Source organism: Micromonospora sp. NPDC049175 (assembly GCF_043197345.1).
GTDB lineage: Bacteria > Actinomycetota > Actinomycetes > Mycobacteriales > Micromonosporaceae > Micromonospora.
In genome coordinates this window covers 956,705-975,766 of sequence record NZ_JBICSY010000001.1, presented here as the reverse complement: position 1 = coordinate 975,766, position 19,062 = coordinate 956,705, and the positions used below count along the sequence as shown (strand labels likewise).

Genomic DNA, 19,062 nt, shown 5'->3' with positions numbered 1-19,062 from the left:
GTTTCAGGAAGTCGGGGTGTCTGCGGCCAGCCGACACCCCGACTTCCCGGAAACCGAGTGGATCTAGCGCCTGCAACGGGCTGTCGGTGGTGCGGACTAGGCTTGGTGGCGTGGCTGACCCCTCGACCTACCGTCCCGCGCCCGGCACCATCCCGGAGTTACCAGGGGTCTACCGCTTCCGAGACGGCACCGGCCGGGTGATCTACGTCGGCAAGGCGAGAAACCTGCGCAGCCGGCTCAACTCCTACTTCGGCGACGTCTGGAATCTGCACGAGCGCACCCGGCAGATGGTCACCACCGCCGAGTCGGTGGACTGGATCACCGTCGGCACCGAGGTCGAGGCGCTCCAGCAGGAGTTCACCTGGATCAAGCAGTACGACCCCCGATTCAACGTCCGCTACCGCGACGACAAGTCGTACCCCTATCTGGCCGTCACCCTCAACGAGGAATACCCCCGGTTGCAGGTGATGCGCGGTGCCAAGCGCAAGGGGGTGCGCTACTTCGGTCCGTATTCGCACGCCTGGGCCATCCGGGAGACCCTCGACCTGCTGCTACGGGTGTTTCCCGCCCGGACGTGCTCGGCCGGCGTGTTCAAGCGCGCCGGCCAGGTCGGCCGTCCCTGCCTCCTCGGCTACATCGGAAAGTGCTCGGCGCCGTGCGTCGGCACCGTCTCCGCCGACGAGCACCGCGCGATCGTCGACGGGTTCTGCGACTTCATGGCCGGACGCACCGACACCATGGTCCGCAAGATCGAGCGCGAGATGACCGAGGCGAGCGAGCAACTGGAGTTCGAGCGTGCCGCCAAACTGCGCGACGACGTGGCCGCGCTGCGCCGGGCCATGGAGAAGCAGACAGTGGTGCTGGGCGACGGCACCGACGCCGACGTGGTCGCGTTCGCCGACGACCCGCTTGAGGCGGCCGTGCAGGTCTTCCACGTTCGCGACGGCCGGGTCCGCGGCCAGCGAGGGTGGGTGGTGGAGAAGACCGAGGACCTGACCACCGGAGACCTGGTACACCACTTCTGCACCCAGGTGTACGGGGGTGAGCAGGGTGAGGCCGACGTCCCCCGGGAGTTGCTGGTGCCCGAGCTGCCCGCCGACGCCGACGCGCTGGCGGAGTGGCTCTCCGACCACCGGGGCAGCCGGGTGTCGCTGCGGGTGCCGCAGCGCGGCGACAAACGCTCACTCATGGAGACCGTGGAGCGCAACGCGAAGGACGCGCTGGCCCGGCACAAGCTGAAACGTTCCGGTGACCTGACCACCCGGGGCAAGGCGTTGGACGAGATCAGCGAGGCGCTGGACATGCGCACCTCGCCGCTGCGCATCGAGTGTTTCGACATCTCCCAGATCCAGGGCACCGACGTGGTCGCCAGCATGGTGGTCTTCGAGGACGGGCTGCCCCGCAAGAGCGAGTACCGGCGGTTCATCGTCCGGGGTGCCACCGACGACCTGTCCGCCATGTCCGAGGTGCTCCGCCGCCGATTCGCCCGATACCTGGACGCGCGGGCCGAGACGGGCGAGGTGGGGGTGGAGTCGGCCGACGACCAGGCCGCCCCGGAAGACGCGGTGGAGCCTCAGGTCGGTGTCCTGATCGACCCGACCACCGGCCGGCCGCGGAAATTCGCGTACCCACCGCAGTTGGTGGTCGTCGACGGCGGCGCCCCACAGGTCGCGGCCGCCGCGCAGGCCCTCGCCGACCTGGGGATCGACGACGTGGCGCTGTGTGGGTTGGCCAAGCGTTTGGAGGAGGTCTGGCTCCCGAACGACAACCTGCCGGTCATCCTGCCGCGCACCTCGGAGGGGCTCTATCTGCTGCAACGGGTCCGTGACGAGGCCCACCGGTTCGCCATCACCTTCCATCGGCAGCGCCGATCCAAGCGGATGACCGAGTCGGCGCTGGACCACGTGCCCGGTCTCGGGGAGGTACGGCGCAAGGCGCTGCTGCGCCATTTCGGATCCCTCAAGCGGCTCTCCGCCGCAACAGTCGAGGAGATCATCGAGGTGCCCGGGGTGGGTCGGCGTACCGCCGAGGCGATCCTGGCCGCCCTCGACAAGGACGCGACGACCGACAAGGACGCGACGACCGACAAGGACACGACGACCGACGAGAGCGCGGCAGCGACACCGGGCACCTGAGGCCGCCCGCGCCGTTCGGCGCGATCAGTCCCTCCCAGCAGGCCAGCACGATCTGAACCTGGGCCGGGCCGTCGACGTGCGCGACCCACAACCCGCCCCCCGTGCAGATCTACCTGATCCGGGCACCCGCGCCTGTGGTCGTGTGCGGTGTGCGTCTGTGGTCGTGTGCGGTGCGCGTCTGTGGTCGTGTGCGGTGTGCGTCTGTGGTCGTGCGCGGTGCGCGCCTGTGGTCGTGCGGTGCGCGTCTGTGGTCGTGCGCGGTCCGCGCCTGTGGTCGTGTGCGCTGCGCGTCTGTGGTCGTGCGTGGTCGTGCGTGGTCCACGCCCATGATCGTGCTCGATCCTGGTTGTAGTGGCCTCGTCGGCGCACGGAGGGGCCTATTTCCTGGATCGAGCACGATCATGGAAGGGGGTGCCTGTCCACGTGGCGTTTCGGCCCCCGGCACCCGGGTCGGGCCGGCGCGGGTGCCGAAACGGTGCACGCTGGCATGATCTACTCGGGTTCCATGATGTCGGGGTATCCCTGGCCCCCGGACAGCGCGTCTTCACGGAACCCGAGTGGATCACGCCCCCGCGGCCGCCGTGTCCGGTCGGCGGGGCTGGGTCGATTGTCGGGTTTGGGCCGGATTGTCGGGTGATCGGGGCCACCCCGGTGGCGGAATCGGCGGCCGGCCCGGGTCGTTATACCTGGCAGAGCACCGCAACAGTCCGGGTCATGGTGTGCCGGCCCCGGCGGGAACCACCGCCAGGTCCGCCCGCCAGAGTCAGCCGCCGGGAACACCCGGCCGGCCGCCCCGGTTACATCCCCCGCACGGCCGAGCACCACAACGGCCGAGCACCACAACGGGCCGGCACGGCAGCCGCCCGGTCCTCCCACCGGAGCCGGCCGCCGGGAACTCGCCGCCGGAGACAGCCGCCGGGAACACCCGCCGGCCCGCCCCGGTTACACCCCCCGCACGGCCGAGCACCACCACCGGCCGGCCCCTCGGGCAGGCGGAATGCGCCGACCCCGGGCAGGCGGAATGACCCGCCACCACGAACCGTTGCACCCTGTCCCGACGCCGACCCCCTCCCGGGTCACCGGGCAGAACCCCCTCGAACTACCCCCGCGCCACCACCCACCCCCCGGAGGCGGCGCGGGCACCCCCGATGCAGAGGAGCACGCCATCATGCGTACCGATCTGATCCGTAAGACCGCTCTGACCGCCGCCGGCCTCGCGTTCACCGGTGGTGCCATCGCCGGACCCGTCACCGCTGCCTACGCCGCGTCGGAGGCCACGCCGGCCACGCAGACCCAGACCGACCGCAAGACCCACGGTGAGCGGGAACTGGGTGTGCGCTACGAGGCGCAGCCGAACTTCTACTACTGCGGGCCCGCCGCGACCCGTAACGCCCTGAGCGTGCAGGGCAAGAACATCAACGTCGACGACATGGCCAAGGAAATGGGCACCACCGAGGCCGGCACCAACTCCATCAACGACATCACCCCGGTGCTGAACAAGGAGACCGGTAAGAACGACGCCTACCGGTCCGTGGAGATCAGCAGCCCCGACGCCGACGCTGGGCAGACCGACACCCTGCGCGCCGATGTCGTCAAGACCGTCGACGACGGCCGGGCCGTGGTCGCCAACATCGCCGGCACCAGCACCGACACCGACGGCGCCGTCCACTCCTACGAGGGCGGGCACTACATCAGCGTCGTCGGCTACCGCGACAACGGCAACACCGTCACCATCGCCGACTCCGCCGACCCCAACCAGGCCGCGTACCAGATCAGCGTCGAGCACCTCGCCGACTGGATCGCCACCCGCGGCTACGCCACCAGCTGACCCACACCACGGCAAGGACGCACCACGGCAAGGCCGCACCACGGCAAGGCCGCACCACCACCGCGGCACCGGACCACGGCAAGCCGCACCGCCGTAGGACCGCACCGCACCACCGCAAGGCCGCACCGCACCACCGCAAGGCCGCACCACCGGTAAGGCCGCGCCGCTGCAAGGGTCGGACCCCACACGGGGTCCGGCCCTTCGGCATTGGTCGACGTCAGTCGGCGGCGAGGACGCCGAGGAGTTGCTCGCCGTACTTGGCGAGTTTGTTCTCGCCGACGCCGCTGATCCGGGACAGGTCGGCCAGCGTGCCCGGCGCGTCGCTCGCGATCTGTCGCAGCGTCGCGTCGTGGAAGATCACGTACGCCGGGACGCCCTGCTCCTTGGCGGTGGCCGCCCGCCAGCTCCGCAGCCGCTCGAAGAGCGACGCGGCGGCGGGTGTCAACTCGGCCACCACGGTGGCCGCGCCGCGCGGTTTCGACGAGCGGCTGGAGGCTGGCTTCTCCGGCTCGCGGCGCATCGTGACAGTGCGACGGCGACCCAGGACGTCGGCGCTCGCCTCGGTCAGGGCCAGCGTGCCGTAGTCGCCCTCCACGGCGAGCAGCCCTTCGGCGAGCAGTTGTCGGACGACGCCCCGCCACTCCGCCTCGCTCAGTTCGGCGCCGATGCCGAAGACGGTGAGCGAGTCGTGACCGTACTGGCTGATCTTGTCGGTCTGTTTGCCGAGCAGGATGTCGATGCAGTGCCCGGCGCCGAACCGTTGGTTGCGTTCGCGGTCGAGACGGTAGACGGCGGAGAGCAACTTCTGGGCGGCGACGGTGCCGTCCCAGGTCTCTGGCGGGTTGAGGCAGGTGTCGCAGTTGCCGCAGGCGGACGGCGTCCGCTCGCCGAAGTATTCGAGCAGTTGGACCCGTCGGCAGCGCACCGTCTCGCAGAGGGCGAGCATCGCGTCCAGGTGCGCGGCGAGGTTGCGGCGGTGGGCGAGGTCGCCGTCGGAGGTCTCGATCATCTTGCGTTGCTGGACCACGTCCTGCAGCCCGTACGCCAGCCAGGCCGTGGAGGGCAGGCCGTCACGCCCGGCGCGGCCGGTCTCCTGGTAGTAGCCCTCGACGGACTTGGGCAGGTCGAGGTGGGCGACGAACCGGACGTCGGGCTTGTCGATGCCCATGCCGAAGGCGATGGTGGCCACCATGACGAGGCCGTCCTCGCGCAGGAAGCGCTGTTGGTTGCGAGCGCGGGTGCCCGCGTCCAGGCCGGCGTGGTACGGCAGGGCGGCGATGCCGTTGGCGACGAGGAACTCGGCGGTCTTGTCGACCGAGGCGCGGGACAGGCAGTAGACGATCCCGGCGTCGCCGGGGTGCTCGTCGCGCAGCAGGGCGAGCAGTTGCTTGCGCGGCTCCCGCTTGGGCACGATCCGGTATTGGATGTTGGGCCGGTCGAAGCTGGCCACGAAGTGCCGCGCGTCGTCGAGCTTGAGCCGGCTGGCGATCTCGGTGCGGGTGGCGCTCGTCGCGGTGGCGGTCAGCGCGATCCGGGGGACCTGGGGCCAGCGTTCGTGCAGCATCGACAGCGCGAGGTAGTCAGGGCGGAAGTCGTGCCCCCACTGGGACACGCAGTGCGCCTCGTCGATCGCGAACAGGGAGATGCGACCTCGGTCCAGCAGGGCGAGGGTGGACCGGACGCCGAGGGCCTCCGGGGCGAGGTAGAGCAGGTCCAGCTCGCCGGCCACGAAGGCGGCCTCGACCCGGCGTCGGGCGTCCAGGGTCTGGGTGGAGTTGAGGAAGCCGGCGCGGACGCCGACCGCGGTGAGGGCGTCCACCTGGTCCTGCATGAGCGCGATGAGCGGCGACACGACGACCGCGACGCCGTCGCGGACCAGGGCCGGGATCTGGTAGCACAGCGACTTGCCGCCACCCGTGGGCATCAACACCAGGGCGTCGCCACCGCCGACCACGTGGTCGATCACCTGCTGCTGGAAACCGCGGAAGGCGTCGTAGCCGAACACCCGGCGCAGCACCGGCAGAGCGTCCTCGGTGCGCAGGTCGGTGGGAGAAGCCATTCGCGGAGTCTACGAGCCAACCCCGACAGCGCCCGCCCGGCGCACCCGAGTCCGCCCGGCGCACCCGAGTGGCGGGCGCGCCGGGGGGACGGGGTCAGTCGGGCTGCTTGGAGCGGTTCGCCAGACCGCGCGGCGGGGCCTTCATCCCGACCACGATGTCCACGATCTCGATGTAGCGGGCCTTGCCACCCATCCGGAAGGCGGTGGCCGCCGCGTTGATCTCCTCGAGGGTGTCCCCCTCGACGATCGTGACCTGGTCGTACTTGCCGTTCACGCCGGTCGTCACGACGTGGGTGAGCTGCTTGGCGAAGCGGCCCAGGTCCCGCGCGTGTTCGGCGGAGACCTCGTGGATGCCCTCCCGGCCGAGCGCGAAGTACTCCGGGCTGATCCGCATGAACAGGAAGCCGATGTATTTGTTCTTGTCCGCAAGGTCGTGCATCGCACCCTCCCAGATGTCGGTCTGACCTGCGACGATCACGAAGAGTCTATTTATGATTACTGATCGTCATCAAGGGTGGAGTCTGTCGGGAGCGCGACCCGCGGCCGTCGTCCGCCGGGCGACCCGCGACGGGCGTCGGCCCTCCGGGGAGATGGCGGGATAGAGTCGCTGATTGACCAATCGCGGCCGAGGGGGCCGCGGCGCCACAGCTTGGGGGTACGGGTGAGCGAGGCGCGCGCAGCCGGTGACCGGATCGACGATCCGGTCGCCGTGGACGGGCAGCAGGCGGCCGAGTCGGAGACCACACTCGTGGTGGTGACCGGCGTCTCCGGGGGTGGCCGCAGCACCGTCGCCCGGGCGTTGGAGAACGTCGGCTACTACGTGGTCGACAACCTGCCGCAGGCACTGATGCTGGACATGGCCGAGTTGGCGTTCAAGGCCGGCGGCGCGGCCCGGCGTACCGCGATGGTGTTGGACGTGCGGTCGCGGGCCTTCTCCACCGACCTGGCCGGGGCGATCCGGGAGCTGAAGGAGCGCGGCTTCTCGCCCCGGGTGGTCTTCGTCGACGCCGACGACGAGGTGTTGATCCGGCGCTTCGAGAGCGTTCGCCGCTCGCACCCGTTGCAGGGCGACGGGCGGCTGGCCGACGGCATCGCCGTGGAGCGTGGCCTGCTGGAGGAGGCGCGCGACCAGGCCGACGTGATCATCGACACCAGCCACCTCAACGTCAACCAGCTCCGTCGGCGCATCGAGGAGCTGTTCGGCGGCGAGGACGCCCGCCGGCTGCGGGTCACCGTGCTGTCGTTCGGCTTCAAGTACGGCCTGCCGCCGGACGCCGATTTCGTGCTCGACGCCCGCTTTCTGCCGAACCCGTACTGGGTGCCGGAGCTGCGCGAGCACACCGGTCGGGAGGAGGCGGTCAGCGCGTACGTGCTGGGCCAGGAGGGCGCGGACGCCTTCGTCGCCTCGTACGCCGACCTGGTCAACGCCACCACCGCCGGCTTCGAGCGGGAGGGCAAGCGGTACCTGACGGTCGCCGTGGGCTGCACCGGCGGCAAGCACCGCAGCGTGGCCATCGCCGAGGAGTTGTCCAGCCGCCTGCGCCACTCCGGGCTGGCGGCGAACGCCCAGCACCGCGATCTGGGGCGCGAGTGACGGCCCGCCGGGTGGTGGCGTTCGGCGGTGGACACGGGCTCTCCGCCTCGCTGCGGGCACTGCGCCACTGCGCGCCCGAACTCGACCTCGACATCACCGCCGTGGTCACCGTCGGAGACGACGGTGGCTCCAGTGGCCGTCTGCGCGCCGAGCGGGGTGGTCTGCCTCCTGGCGATCTGCGGCAGGCGCTCGTGGCGCTTGCCGGCGACCACCCGGCCACCCGACGCAGCGCCGGGCTGTTCCAGCACCGCTTCGCCGCCGTACCGGTGGGCGTACCCCGATCGGGGGCGACCGACCCGGGTCCGGCGGCGGGCGACGACCCGGACCGGGTCGGTGCGGCCCCGAGCGGCACCGACGGGGCGTCGGCCGGCGCCGACGGGCTGGCCGGGCACGCGGTGGGCAACCTGGTGCTCTGCGGTCTCATGGAGTTGCTCGGTGACCCGGTGGCCGCGTTGGAGCACGCCGGCGCGATGCTCGGGACCGTCGGCCGGGTGTTGCCGATGTCCCGGCAGCCGGTCGGTATCGAGGCGCAGGTACGCGGTGTCGACCCGGCCGCCCCCGACGAGCTGCGGACCGTGCGTGGCCAGCACCAGGTGGCGGTCACCACCGGGCGGGTCGAGTCGCTGCGTCTCACGCCCGCCGCGCCGGCGGCCTGCGCCGAGGCCATCGAGGCGATCATGGCGGCGGACTGGTTGATCTTCGGGCCGGGCAGTTGGTACACGAGCGTGCTCCCGCACCTGCTGGTGCCGCAGTTGGCCGACGCGATCGTGTCCACCTCGGCCCGGCGGCTGGTCACGCTCAACCTCGCCGCGGAGAAGGAAACCCTCGGGCTCTCGGCCGCCGACCACCTCGCGGCCCTGCACTGGTACCTGGCCGAACTCAAGGTGGATCTCGTGCTCGCCGATGCCTTGGCGGTGGGTGACCCCGAACCGGTCGAACGTGCGGCAGAATCGCTTGGTGCCCGCCTGGTCCTCGCCCCCGTCGCCGTCACCGACGGCACTCCCCGCCATGATCCGGCTGCCCTGGGCGCCGCGCTGGTGCCTGTCCTGGGTGCCGATCGTTAGACACGTACGTAATCTCCGGCGACACGCCGGAACCGGTCCGTGAGGGGACGCACAATGGCGATGACGGCCGCGGTCAAGGACGAGCTGAGTCGGGTCGACGTGCCCAAGCCCTGCTGTCGGCGGGCGGAGATGGCCGCACTGCTGCGTTTCGCCGGCGGGCTGCACATCGTCTCCGGCCGCGTGGTGGTGGAGGCGGAACTGGACACGGGGGCGGTCGCCCGGCGGTTACGCCGGGAGATCGCCGAGGTCTACGGATATCCGAGCGAGATCCACGTGCTGGCCTCCGGTGGCCTGCGCAAGGGCAGCCACTTCATCGTGCGGGTGGTCAAGGACGGCGAGGCCCTCGCCCGGCAGACCGGCCTGCTCGACGTGCGGGGTCGCCCGGTGCGTGGGCTGCCCCCACACGTGGTGGCGGCGAACGTCTGCTGCGCGGTCTCCGCGTGGCGGGGCGCGTTCATGGCCCACGGCTCGCTCACCGAGCCCGGCCGCTCCAGCGCTCTGGAGATCACCTGCCCGGGCCCGGAGTCGGCGTTGGCGCTCGTCGGCGCGGCGCGGCGCATCGGCATCACCGCCAAGAACCGCGAGGTGCGCGGGGTGGACCGGGTGGTGGTCAAGGACGGCGACGCGATCGCCGCGCTGCTCACCCGCATCGGCGCGCACTCGAGCGTGCTGGCCTGGGAGGAACGCCGGGTACGCCGGGAGGTGCGGGCCACCGCCAACCGGCTGGCCAACTTCGACGACGCCAACCTGCGCCGCTCGGCGCGTGCCGCGGTCGCCGCCGCCGCCCGGGTCACCCGGGCGCTGGAGATCCTCGCCGAGGAGGCGCCCAACCACCTGACCGACGCCGGGCGGCTGCGCCTGGAGCACCGGCAGGCGTCGCTGGAGGAGTTGGGCGCGCTCGCGGACCCGCCGCTGACCAAGGACGCGATCGCCGGGCGGATCCGCCGGCTGCTCGCGCTTGCCGACAAGCGGGCCCGGGACCTCGGCATCCCGGATACGGAAGCGGCAGTCACGCCCGACATGCTCGTGGTCTGATAGGACGGTGGGGCCGCACGGTGTGCCCGGGAGCACGACCCGGCGCAGCGTGGTCTCGCACGCTCGGATAGGGTCGCTGCGTACGGCAAGGGGGCCGACACCGGCACTCCTCGCCGTGCCCACCGCCTCGGGCGGTCAGGTCCGCAGACCGCGCGGCGGGGTGGCCGAGATGAACCGTCACCGGCCGGCTCCAACGGTCGGCGCACACCATTCCCGCCGGCCCGTTGTCTGAAGCCGGCGGACCAGAACGCGAGGAGATGGGACCTGTGACCATCCGGGTTGGCATCAACGGCTTTGGCCGAATCGGCCGTAACTTCTTCCGGGCAGTGTTGGCGTCCGACGCCGACATCGAGGTCGTGGCGGTGAACGACCTGACCGACAACGGCACCCTCGCCCACCTGCTCAAGTACGACAGCATCCTGGGCCGCCTGCCGTACGAGGTCAAGGCCACCGCCGACGAGATCACCGTCGGTGGCAAGACCATCAAGGCGTACGCCGAGAAGGACCCGTCGAAGCTGCCGTGGAGTGAGGTGGGCGCCGACGTCGTCATCGAGTCGACCGGCTTCTTCACCGACGCCACCAAGGCGAAGGCGCACGTCGACGGCGGGGCCAAGAAGGTCATCATCTCCGCCCCGGCGAAGAACGAGGACGTCACCGTCGTCATGGGTGTCAATCACGACACCTACGACCCGGCGAAGCACACGATCATCTCCAACGCCTCGTGCACCACCAACTGCCTCGCCCCGATGGCGAAGGTTCTGCACGACACGTTCGGCATCCAGCACGGTCTGATGACGACGATCCACGCGTACACCCAGGACCAGAACCTCCAGGACGCGCCGCACTCGGATCTGCGTCGGGCCCGGGCCGCCGCGCTGAACATCGTCCCGACCTCGACCGGCGCCGCCAAGGCCATCGGTCTGGTCCTGCCGGACCTCAAGGGCAAGCTCGACGGTTACGCGCTGCGGGTGCCGATCCCGACCGGCTCGGTCACCGACCTCACCGTCAACGTGGGTCGGGAGACCACCGTGGACGAGGTCAACGCCGCGCTGAAGGCCGCCGCGGACGGCCCGCTCAAGGGCATCCTCGTCTACAACGAGGACCCGATCGTCTCCAGCGACATCGTGACCGACCCGGCGTCGTGCATCTTCGACGCGCCGCTGACCAAGGTCGTCGGCAACCAGGTCAAGGTCGTCGGCTGGTACGACAACGAGTGGGGCTACTCCAACCGCCTGGTCGACCTGGTCAAGCTGGTCGGTTCGTCGCTGTGAGCATCCGGACCCTCGACGACCTGCTCGCCGAGGGGGTGTCGGGTCGGCGCGTGCTGGTGCGCGCCGACCTGAACGTCCCGCTCGACAAGCAGTCCGGAGCCATCAGCGATGACGGCCGCATCCGCGCGGTGCTGCCGACCCTCGGCGCGCTGGTCGAAGCCGGCGCGAAGGTTGTCGTCTGCTCGCACCTGGGCCGCCCGAAGGGCGCACCGGACCCGCAGTTCAGCCTCCGCCCGGTCGCCGGGCGGCTCGGTGAGCTGCTCGGCGCGCCCGTGCACTTCGCCACCGACACCGTCGGCGAGTCCGCCCGCTCCACGGTCGCGGACCTGGCCGACGGCCAGGTCGCCCTCCTGGAGAACCTGCGGTTCAACGCGGGCGAGACCAGCAAGGACGAGGCCGAGCGGGGCGCTTTCGCCGACCAGCTCGCCGCGTTCGGCGACGCGTACGTGGACGACGCCTTCGGTGCCGTGCACCGCAAGCACGCGAGCGTCTTCGACGTGCCGGCCCGGTTGCCGCACGTCGCGGGCCGACTGGTGCTGCGGGAGGTCGAGGTGCTCTCCACGCTCACCGCCGACCCGGAGCGTCCGTACGTGGTGGTGCTCGGTGGGTCGAAGGTGTCCGACAAGCTCGCCGTGATCGAGGCACTGCTGCCCACTGTCGACCGGCTGCTCATCGGTGGCGGGATGTGCTTCACCTTCCTCAAGGCCCAGGGCCTGGAGGTGGGCACGTCGCTGCTGGAGAAGGACATGGTCGAGACCTGCCGCAACCTGCTGGAGCGGTCCAACGGCAAGATCATGCTCCCGGTCGACGTGGTGGTGGCGGACGCGTTCGCCCCGGATGCCGCGCACGACACGGTCCGGGTCGACGGCATCCCGAGCCACCGGCTCGGTCTGGACGTCGGTCCGGAGACGGTCGCCGGCTTCAGCGCCGCGCTGTCCTCGGCGAAGACGATCTTCTGGAACGGCCCGATGGGCGTGTTCGAGATGCCGGCCTTCGCGGCGGGCACCCGGGGCATCGCCGAGGCGATCACCAAGGCCGACGCGTTCAGCGTCGTCGGTGGCGGTGACTCGGCGGCGGCGGTCCGTGCCCTGGGGCTGGACGAGTCGTCCTTCGGGCACATCTCCACGGGCGGCGGCGCCTCCCTGGAATACCTCGAGGGCAAGACCCTCCCCGGCATCGCGGCCCTGGAGAACTGAATGTCGAGCACGACCCGTCGGCCGTTGATGGCCGGCAACTGGAAGATGAACCTCAACCACCTCGAGGCCAACCTGCTGGTGCAGAAGCTGGCGGCGAGCCTCACCGAGAAGCAGCTCACCGACGTCGAGACGGTCGTCCTGCCGCCCTTCACCGACCTGCGGACCGTGCAGACCGCTGTCGACGGCGACAAACTGCTCATCGGCTACGGCGGGCAGGACCTCTCCGCGCACACGTCCGGCGCGTACACCGGGGAGATCTCCGGTGCGATGCTGGCCAAGCTCGGCTGCACCTACGTGGTGGTCGGGCACTCGGAGCGGCGGGCCTACCACAACGAGGACGACGCGCTCGTCAACGCCAAGGTCAAGGCGGCGCTGACGCAAGGCCTCACGCCGATCCTCTGCGTCGGTGAGGGGCTGGACGTCCGCGAGCAGGGCACCCACGTGGCGCACTGCGCCGACCAGCTCGACGGGGGCCTGGCCGGGCTCACCGCCGAGCAGGTGCGGCAGGTCGTGATCGCGTACGAGCCGGTCTGGGCGATCGGCACGGGCAAGACCGCGACGCCGGAGGACGCCCAGGAGGTCTGCGGGGCGGTCCGTCAGCGACTCGCGGAACGCTTCGACCAGGAGACCGCCGACCAGGTGCGGGTCCTCTACGGCGGCTCGGTCAAGGCGTCGAACGCCGCCTCGATCATGGCCCAGCCGGACGTGGACGGGGGCCTGGTGGGGGGCGCCAGCCTGGACGCGGAGGAATTCGCGCAGATCTGCCGGTTCCCGGAGCACATCGCCCGCTGATCGCTCGGTATCCTTGACACCGCCCGTCCGCCGGTCGGTGCCACCGTGCCCGATCTGACCGGGCGAGGATCGCTACGAGAGGACTGACCCCTGCCATGCTGCCGATCTGGTTCGCATACACGTTGATCGTGTTGCTGATCGTCACGAGCATTCTGCTCACCATGCTCATCCTGCTGCATCGCGGCAAGGGCGGTGGCCTGTCGAGCATGTTCGGCGGTGGCGTCAGCTCCAGCCTCGCCGGCTCGTCCGTGGCGGAGAAGAACCTGGACCGCTACACCGTGCTGGTGAGCATCGTCTGGTTCGCCGCCATCGTCGGGCTCGGGCTCTGGCTGCGCCTCCAGATGAACAGCGGCACCTGAGCACGCTCATCAAGTCGTACAATCTGCGCGCGGTCCGTCACTCGACGGGCCGCGCGCAGGCTTTTCTCCGCTGCACCGCGTCGCCCGCCGTCCACCCCTGAAAGACGGCGGGTCCCCTCCGACGACAGGAGCGAGCAGCCGTGCCCAGTGGCAACGTCATCCGCGGCGCCCGAGTCGGTTCCGCGCCCATGCGCCCCGACGAGCGACACCAACCCGCCCCCCGACAGGACGTCACCTACTGGTGCCGCAACGACCACCGGACCAACATCCGGATCGCTGCGGACGCCGAGGCGCCGGCCCGGTGGGACTGCCCCCGCTGCGGCCTGCCCGCCGGCCGGGACGCCCAGAACCCGCCCGGCCGGACCCGCGCCGAACCGTACAAGAGCCACCTGGCGTACGTGAAGGAGCGGCGCACCGCCGAGGAGGGGGAGGCCCTGCTGAACGAGGCGCTGGCGGCGCTGCGCCGTCGCCGGGGCGAGTAAAGCGGTCCGCCTAGCGCAGGCTGCGCAGTCGTGCCGGCACGTCGGCTGCCGCCGCCCGGTCCAGCAGCCAGCGGGTGCGGCCCACCCCGTGCACCCCGGCGGCCGGCAACTGCACCGGCCCGGCGCCGGCCAACGCCATACCCACCGCGCGGGCCTTGTCGGCGCCGCCGGCCACGAGCCAGACCTCCTCGGCGGTGTTGATCGTCGGCAGGGTGAGGGTGGTCCGCATCGGCGGCGGCTTGGGGCTGCCCCGCACCGCGCTGACCGGCCGGGTCTCGTAGTGCACCGGGTGCTCGGGGAAGACCGAGGCGACGTGCCCGTCCTCGCCGACGCCCAGCATCAGCACGTCGAAGTGCGGCAGCGTGGCGTGCCCGGGCCGGGCCGCACGCGCCAACTCCTCCGCGTACGCGGCAGCCGCCGCCTCGGGGTCGTTGCCGGCCGGGCCGTCCGAGGCCGGCATCGGGTGCACCCGGGCCGGGTCCAGCGGCACCGCGTCCAGCAGAGCGGCTCGGGCCTGGGTCTCGTTGCGGTCCGGATCACCGGAGGGCAGGAACCGCTCGTCGCCCCACCACACGTCGACCCGGGACCAGTCCACCGCGTCGCGGGCGGGCAGCGTCGCCACCGCCCGGTACACGGCCGCGGCGATCCGGCCACCGGTGAGCACCACCGAGGCCTCACCCCGGTCGGCCTGGGCGTCGAGCAGCTTCACCAACAACCGGACCGCCACGGCCTGCGCCAGCAGGTCGGCGTCGGCGTGGACGGCGACACTCGCCTCACTCATGGGATGCGCCTTCGTTTCCCGACCGCCCGGCGGTCGCTGTCGCGTCGTGCCCGGACCGGTGTGCCCGAGATGGTGTGTCCCGGGGCAGGGGCCGGTCCACACCGGCCCCTGCCCCGGCAGGCCTTCAGCTCTCGCCGCTGGTGCCGGTGTGCGCCGTGACCCCGGCCTCGGCGCGCCGCGCGGTGGCCGGATCCTTCCACACGTGCACCCGCTGCGGGGGACGCTGCTCCAGCCCTCGCAGCCCGACCGTCGCGCCCAGCGCCTCCGCGTACACCTGGTCGGCGTCCAGACGCCGCAGCTCCTCCGCCAACTCGTCACCGAGCGGGCGGCGGACCAGTGGCAGGGCCCGGTCGTCCTGGCCGGTACGCCGGAACACCGCCATGCTGTCCTCGCGGGTCAACACCAACTGATCGCCGTTGGCGCAGCTCAACCGCACCTCCCGCATTCGGGGAAACTCGTCGGAGTCCACCCGGTGCGGGGTGATGCCGAGGCGGCTGGCCAGCCAACCGACCATCAGCGCCGCCGTCGGGTCGGTGGGCGGCGCGACCACTGTCGCCTCGACGACCCGCTCGCTGGCGGTGTCGAACGCCCCGGCGACAAGGGTCCGCCACGGGGTGATCCGGGTCCACGCCAGGTCCGTGTCGCCCGGGGCGTAGTCCCGGGCCCGCTGCCGCAGTGCCTCCACCGGATCGGCGGCCTGCGCCGAGTCGGTGATCCTGCGGTCGGCGACCACCCCGAGGAAGTCGGTGGCGATCTCCGCCGGCGGCTCGCCGTGCCACCAGGTGACCACCGGCACGTCCGGAACCAGCAGCGGCATGACCACCGACTCGGCGTGCAGGGCCAGCCGGCCGTACATCCGGGTGACCACCGCCTCGCACGGGCCGAGCCGGCCACCGACCACGATCTCCGCGTCCAACCGGTTGCGGTCCCGCTCGATCTCGGAGCGGACCACCACCACCAGCCGGCACGGGTGGGCGGCGGCGGCGATCGTCGCCGCCGCCTCCGCCTCGCGGACCCGCTTCTCGTCCACCACCACGATGAGCGTGAGCGCCATGCCACTGGCCACGCCGCCGGCGCTGCGTCGCTCGGCGGCGAGTGCCTTGACCACCTCGTTGCCGGTGGTGTCCCACAGCCCGATCATGCTCTTCTCCAAGCGCGGCCCTCGCGGGCCAGCATCTCGTCGGAGGCGCGCGGCCCCCACTCGCCGGCCCGGTACGGCTCCGGCTTGGTGCCCGCCCAGGCGTGCTCCAGGGGGTCGATCACCTGCCAGCTCTGCTCGACCTCGGCCGCGTCCGGGAACAGGGTGCGGTCGCCGATCAGCACGTCCAGCACCAGCCGCTCGTACGCCTCGGGGCTGGACTCGGTGAACGCCTCGCCGTACTGGAAGTCCATCGCGATGTCGCGGACCTCCATCGTGGTGCCCGGCACCTTCGAGCCGAACTTGAGCACCACACCCTCGTCCGGCTGCACCCGGATGACCAACTGGTTGTTGCCGAGCGACTCCATGTCGGCGTCGTTGAACGGCAGGTGCGGCGCCTTCTTGAACATGATGGCGACCTCGGTGACCCGCCGGGGCAGCCGCTTGCCGGCCCGGATGTAGAACGGCACCTCCGCCCACCGGCGGTTCTGGATGCCCAGCCGCACCGCCACGTACGTCTCCGTGGTGGAGTCGGTCGGAACGTCCCGCTCCTCCAGGTAGCCGACCGCGCGCTCGCCGCCCACCCAACCGGGCAGGTACTGCCCGCGCACCGTGTCCCGGGCCACGTCCTTGGGCAGGGTGATCGCCTTGAGCACCTTCAGCTTCTCGGCCCGGATCTCGTCGGCGTCGAAGCTGGTCGGCTCCTCCATCGCCACCAGGGCGAGGAGTTGCAGGAGGTGGTTCTGGAGCACGTCGCGGGCGGTGCCGACGGTGTCGTAGAAGCCGGCGCGGGTGCCGATGCCGACGTCCTCGGCCATGGTGATCTGCACCGAGTCGACGTACTTGGAGTTCCACAGCGGCTCGAACAGGTTGTTGGCGAACCGCAGGGCGAGGATGTTCTGAACTGTCTCCTTGCCCAGGTAGTGGTCGATCCGGAAGACGTCCTCCCGGGTGAACACGTCGTCGACGAGGTCGTTGAGCGACTTCGCCGAGGGCAGGTCGTTGCCGAACGGCTTCTCCACCACGACCCGACGCCAACCGCCGGACTTCTCGTTGTCGGCCATCCCGGTGCGGGCCAGTTGCTTCAGCACGACCGGGAACGCGGCCGGGGGGATGGAGAAGTAGAACGCCGCGTTGCCGGTGATGCCGTGGGTCTGACGCAGGTCGTCGAGCGTCGAGGCAAGCTGGTCGAAGGCGGCGTCGTCGTCGAACGACCCACCGACGAACTTGATGTTGCCGGCCAGCCGTGCCCACACCTCGTCCCGCCAGGGGGTACGAGCGTGCTTGCGGGCCGCCTCGCAGGCGAGCGTCTCGAAGTCGCCGTCACCCCAGTCGCGGCGCGCGAAGCCGAGCACCACGAAACCCGGTGGCAGCAGCCCCCGGTTGGCCAGGTCGTAGACGGCGGGGAGCAGCTTCTTGCGGGCCAGGTCGCCGGTCACCCCGAAGATCACCAGAGCGCACGGCTCCGGGATCCGGGGCAACCGGCGGTCCTGCGGGTCGCGCAGCGGGTTCGTCGAGCCACCTTCGGTTCGCGCTTGCGGGGCTTGCGACCCCGGCTCACTCCTCGCGCTCACGGTGCCCCCTCGCTTCCGCTTCAGTCACGTCGTCCATCCTCACGCCGGCAGGTCACCGGCGGCGTCGAGCAGTTGGGCGACACCGGCGGCACGGTCGGTCAGATGCAGCCGCAGCACCGGGCGGTCCCGTCCGGCGAGCGCCTGCCGGTCCCCGGCGGCCTGCGCCGCCTGCAACTCACCGAACGTGTACGGCTTGCCCGGCACCGCCAGGTCCTCGGCGACCGCGCCGGTCACCTGGAGGTAGCTGCCCACCTGTGGGCCGCCCTTGTGGTACTGGCCGGTGGAGTGCAGGAACCGCGGCCCCCAACCGAACGTGACCGGCCGCCCGCCCGCCCGCGCCAGCAGCGGCCGCAGCCGGGCCGCGTCGGCGTCGGCGAACCGGTCGAGGTACGCCATCACCGCGAGGTAGCCGTCGTCGCCCAGCCCGTCGAGCAGCCAGCGCAGCACGCCGGCCAGGTCCCCGGGAGCGCCCTGCGGGGCGTACACCTCGATCGCGCCCTCGGTGAACGACGGCGACTCCGCCGGCGGACCCGAGGCCAGGATCTTGTTGGTGTTCTCCTTGGACTCGGTGACGTTCGGCTGGTTGAACGGGTCGATGCCGAGCACCACGCCGGCCACCGCCGTCGCGTACTCCCAGGCCAGGAACTGCGCGCCCAGCGGGCCGTTGACGGCCACGTCCGGGGTGGCGCCGCCACCTGGCACGTCACCGGGGGCGAGCGAGCCGCCGTAGCTGACCGTCAGCACGTCCGCGCCGGTGGCGCCGGGGCTCTGCGGGGACTCCACGACCACCGGGAGGATGCCCACCCCGGCCTTGCCCGTCGACTCGGCGATCAACTGCTCGGCCCAGTCGCCGAGGCCGTCGATGCCGGTGCCGTCGGAGACCAGGGCGACCTTGTCCCGGGCCAACGTGGCCGCGGCGCCCAGGGCGGCGCCCAGCGCCAGCGCCGGATTGTCCCGGTCGGCGCCGAGCGACGCGGCAAGCGCGTCGGCCTGGTCGAGCAGTTCCGCGACCTCGACCCCGGCCAGCGCCGAGGGCACCAGGCCGAACGCGGTGAGCGCCGAGTATCGGCCGCCGACGTTCGGGTCGGCGAGCACGGTGAACGCGCCCATCTCGGCCGCGGTGGCCTCCAGCGGCGAACCCGGGTCGGTGACGACGACGAAGTGCCGGCCGGCCTCCGCCTCGGTCATCCCGGCGTCCAGGAACGCCTGCCAGTAGACGCGCCGGTGGCTGTCCGTCTCCACCGTCGACCCGGACTTGCTGGCCACCACCACCACCGTGCGTTCCAGCCGGTCACCGAGCGCCGCCCGGACCTGGCCCGGGTCGGTGGTGTCCAGCACGGTCAGCGGGCGACCCAGGGTGCGGGTGATCACCTCGGGGGCCAGCGACGAACCACCCATCCCGGCGAGCACCACGTGGTCCAGGTCGGCCAGTTCGGCTTTCAGCTCGGCGAGCTGCACCAGCAACTCCCGGCTGCGCCGGTGGGTGTCGACCCAGCCGAGCCGGACCTTCGCCTCGGCTTCGGCGTCCGGACCCCACAGGCTCGCGTCCTTGCCGGCCAGCTTGCCCGGGACGCCGGCCTTGACCAGCGCGTCCCGGGTCGAGGCCGGCGCGGACTTGTCGACGGCGTCCGCGCCGTACACGGCGAGCCCGGCAGCGGCCTCCACCGGCCCTGCGAGAAGGTCGCTCATGCCGTCACTCCGCTTCGCTGCGTGCCGTCATGAGGCATCTCCGCGCTGAGCTTGCTGATTCGCTC

Annotated in this window: 16 protein-coding genes; 10 read left to right on the top strand and 6 right to left on the bottom strand. The window is 71.5% G+C overall.

Features of this window, described 5'->3' with window-relative positions; genetic code table 11:
• Positions 1-110: 110 nt before the first annotated feature.
• A complete protein-coding gene (gene uvrC, locus ACGFH8_RS04025) occupies positions 111-2,135 on the top strand; it encodes an excinuclease ABC subunit UvrC (protein ID WP_393363015.1) in 2,025 nt (674 codons plus the stop codon).
• A gap of 1,168 nt (positions 2,136-3,303) precedes the next feature.
• Positions 3,304-3,963: a C39 family peptidase gene (locus ACGFH8_RS04020; protein WP_393363012.1), complete on the top strand. Its 660-nt coding sequence runs from the start codon at positions 3,304-3,306 to the stop codon at positions 3,961-3,963.
• Between the two features lie 217 nt (positions 3,964-4,180).
• Here the strand turns inward: ACGFH8_RS04020 and recQ are convergent, their stop codons facing one another.
• Together recQ and ACGFH8_RS04010 are read right to left on the bottom strand one after the other, a co-directional pair.
• Positions 4,181-6,022 (bottom strand): DNA helicase RecQ, encoded by a 1,842-nt coding sequence (gene recQ / locus ACGFH8_RS04015; protein WP_393363009.1) that lies wholly within the window; start codon positions 6,020-6,022, stop codon positions 4,181-4,183.
• A 94-nt stretch (positions 6,023-6,116) separates the two neighbouring features.
• Positions 6,117-6,461, bottom strand: a complete 345-nt coding sequence (locus ACGFH8_RS04010; protein ID WP_393363006.1) for a hypothetical protein — start codon at positions 6,459-6,461, stop codon at positions 6,117-6,119.
• 270 nt (positions 6,462-6,731) lie between these two features.
• Here ACGFH8_RS04010 and rapZ point away from each other — a divergent pair, with 270 nt between their 5' ends.
• The 8 genes from rapZ to ACGFH8_RS03970 all read left to right on the top strand — a co-directional run bounded on the left by rapZ (position 6,732) and on the right by ACGFH8_RS03970 (position 13,815).
• The gene (rapZ, locus tag ACGFH8_RS04005; RefSeq protein WP_393364489.1) at positions 6,732-7,616 is read left to right on the top strand and encodes an RNase adapter RapZ; all 885 of its coding nucleotides are present in this window, start codon (positions 6,732-6,734) and stop codon (positions 7,614-7,616) included.
• Entirely contained in the window at positions 7,613-8,680 is a 1,068-nt protein-coding gene (locus ACGFH8_RS04000) for a 2-phospho-L-lactate transferase CofD family protein (protein ID WP_393363003.1), read from the top strand. The genes rapZ and ACGFH8_RS04000 overlap by 4 nt, the downstream gene beginning before the upstream one ends.
• 54 nt (positions 8,681-8,734) lie before the next feature.
• Positions 8,735-9,715, top strand: coding sequence for a DNA-binding protein WhiA (whiA, locus tag ACGFH8_RS03995; RefSeq protein WP_030491583.1), 981 nt, complete (start codon positions 8,735-8,737; stop codon positions 9,713-9,715).
• A gap of 266 nt (positions 9,716-9,981) precedes the next feature.
• Positions 9,982-10,986 (top strand): type I glyceraldehyde-3-phosphate dehydrogenase, encoded by a 1,005-nt coding sequence (gene gap / locus ACGFH8_RS03990; protein ID WP_393363000.1) that lies wholly within the window; start codon positions 9,982-9,984, stop codon positions 10,984-10,986.
• Positions 10,983-12,182, top strand: a complete 1,200-nt coding sequence (locus tag ACGFH8_RS03985; protein ID WP_393362997.1) for a phosphoglycerate kinase — start codon at positions 10,983-10,985, stop codon at positions 12,180-12,182. The genes gap and ACGFH8_RS03985 overlap by 4 nt, the downstream gene beginning before the upstream one ends.
• Complete coding sequence (gene tpiA, locus ACGFH8_RS03980; RefSeq protein WP_393362994.1) at positions 12,183-12,974, top strand: triose-phosphate isomerase; 792 nt, start codon at positions 12,183-12,185, stop codon at positions 12,972-12,974. It abuts the gene before it with no gap.
• A gap of 98 nt (positions 12,975-13,072) precedes the next feature.
• The gene (gene secG, locus ACGFH8_RS03975; RefSeq protein WP_393364486.1) at positions 13,073-13,333 is read left to right on the top strand and encodes a preprotein translocase subunit SecG; all 261 of its coding nucleotides are present in this window, start codon (positions 13,073-13,075) and stop codon (positions 13,331-13,333) included.
• A gap of 140 nt (positions 13,334-13,473) precedes the next feature.
• Positions 13,474-13,815, top strand: a complete 342-nt coding sequence (locus ACGFH8_RS03970; protein ID WP_393362991.1) for an RNA polymerase-binding protein RbpA — start codon at positions 13,474-13,476, stop codon at positions 13,813-13,815.
• A 10-nt stretch (positions 13,816-13,825) separates the two neighbouring features.
• Here the strand turns inward: ACGFH8_RS03970 and pgl are convergent, their stop codons facing one another.
• The 4 genes from pgl to ACGFH8_RS03950 all read right to left on the bottom strand — a co-directional run bounded on the left by pgl (position 13,826) and on the right by ACGFH8_RS03950 (position 18,997).
• Positions 13,826-14,596, bottom strand: coding sequence for a 6-phosphogluconolactonase (pgl, locus tag ACGFH8_RS03965; RefSeq protein ID WP_393362988.1), 771 nt, complete (start codon positions 14,594-14,596; stop codon positions 13,826-13,828).
• A gap of 124 nt (positions 14,597-14,720) precedes the next feature.
• Positions 14,721-15,737, bottom strand: a complete 1,017-nt coding sequence (locus ACGFH8_RS03960; RefSeq protein ID WP_393362985.1) for a glucose-6-phosphate dehydrogenase assembly protein OpcA — start codon at positions 15,735-15,737, stop codon at positions 14,721-14,723.
• The gene (gene zwf / locus ACGFH8_RS03955; RefSeq protein WP_393364483.1) at positions 15,734-17,239 is read right to left on the bottom strand and encodes a glucose-6-phosphate dehydrogenase; all 1,506 of its coding nucleotides are present in this window, start codon (positions 17,237-17,239) and stop codon (positions 15,734-15,736) included. The genes ACGFH8_RS03960 and zwf overlap by 4 nt, the downstream gene beginning before the upstream one ends.
• A gap of 108 nt (positions 17,240-17,347) precedes the next feature.
• Positions 17,348-18,997: a glucose-6-phosphate isomerase gene (locus ACGFH8_RS03950; RefSeq protein WP_393362983.1), complete on the bottom strand. Its 1,650-nt coding sequence runs from the start codon at positions 18,995-18,997 to the stop codon at positions 17,348-17,350.
• Positions 18,998-19,062 lie beyond the last annotated feature (65 nt).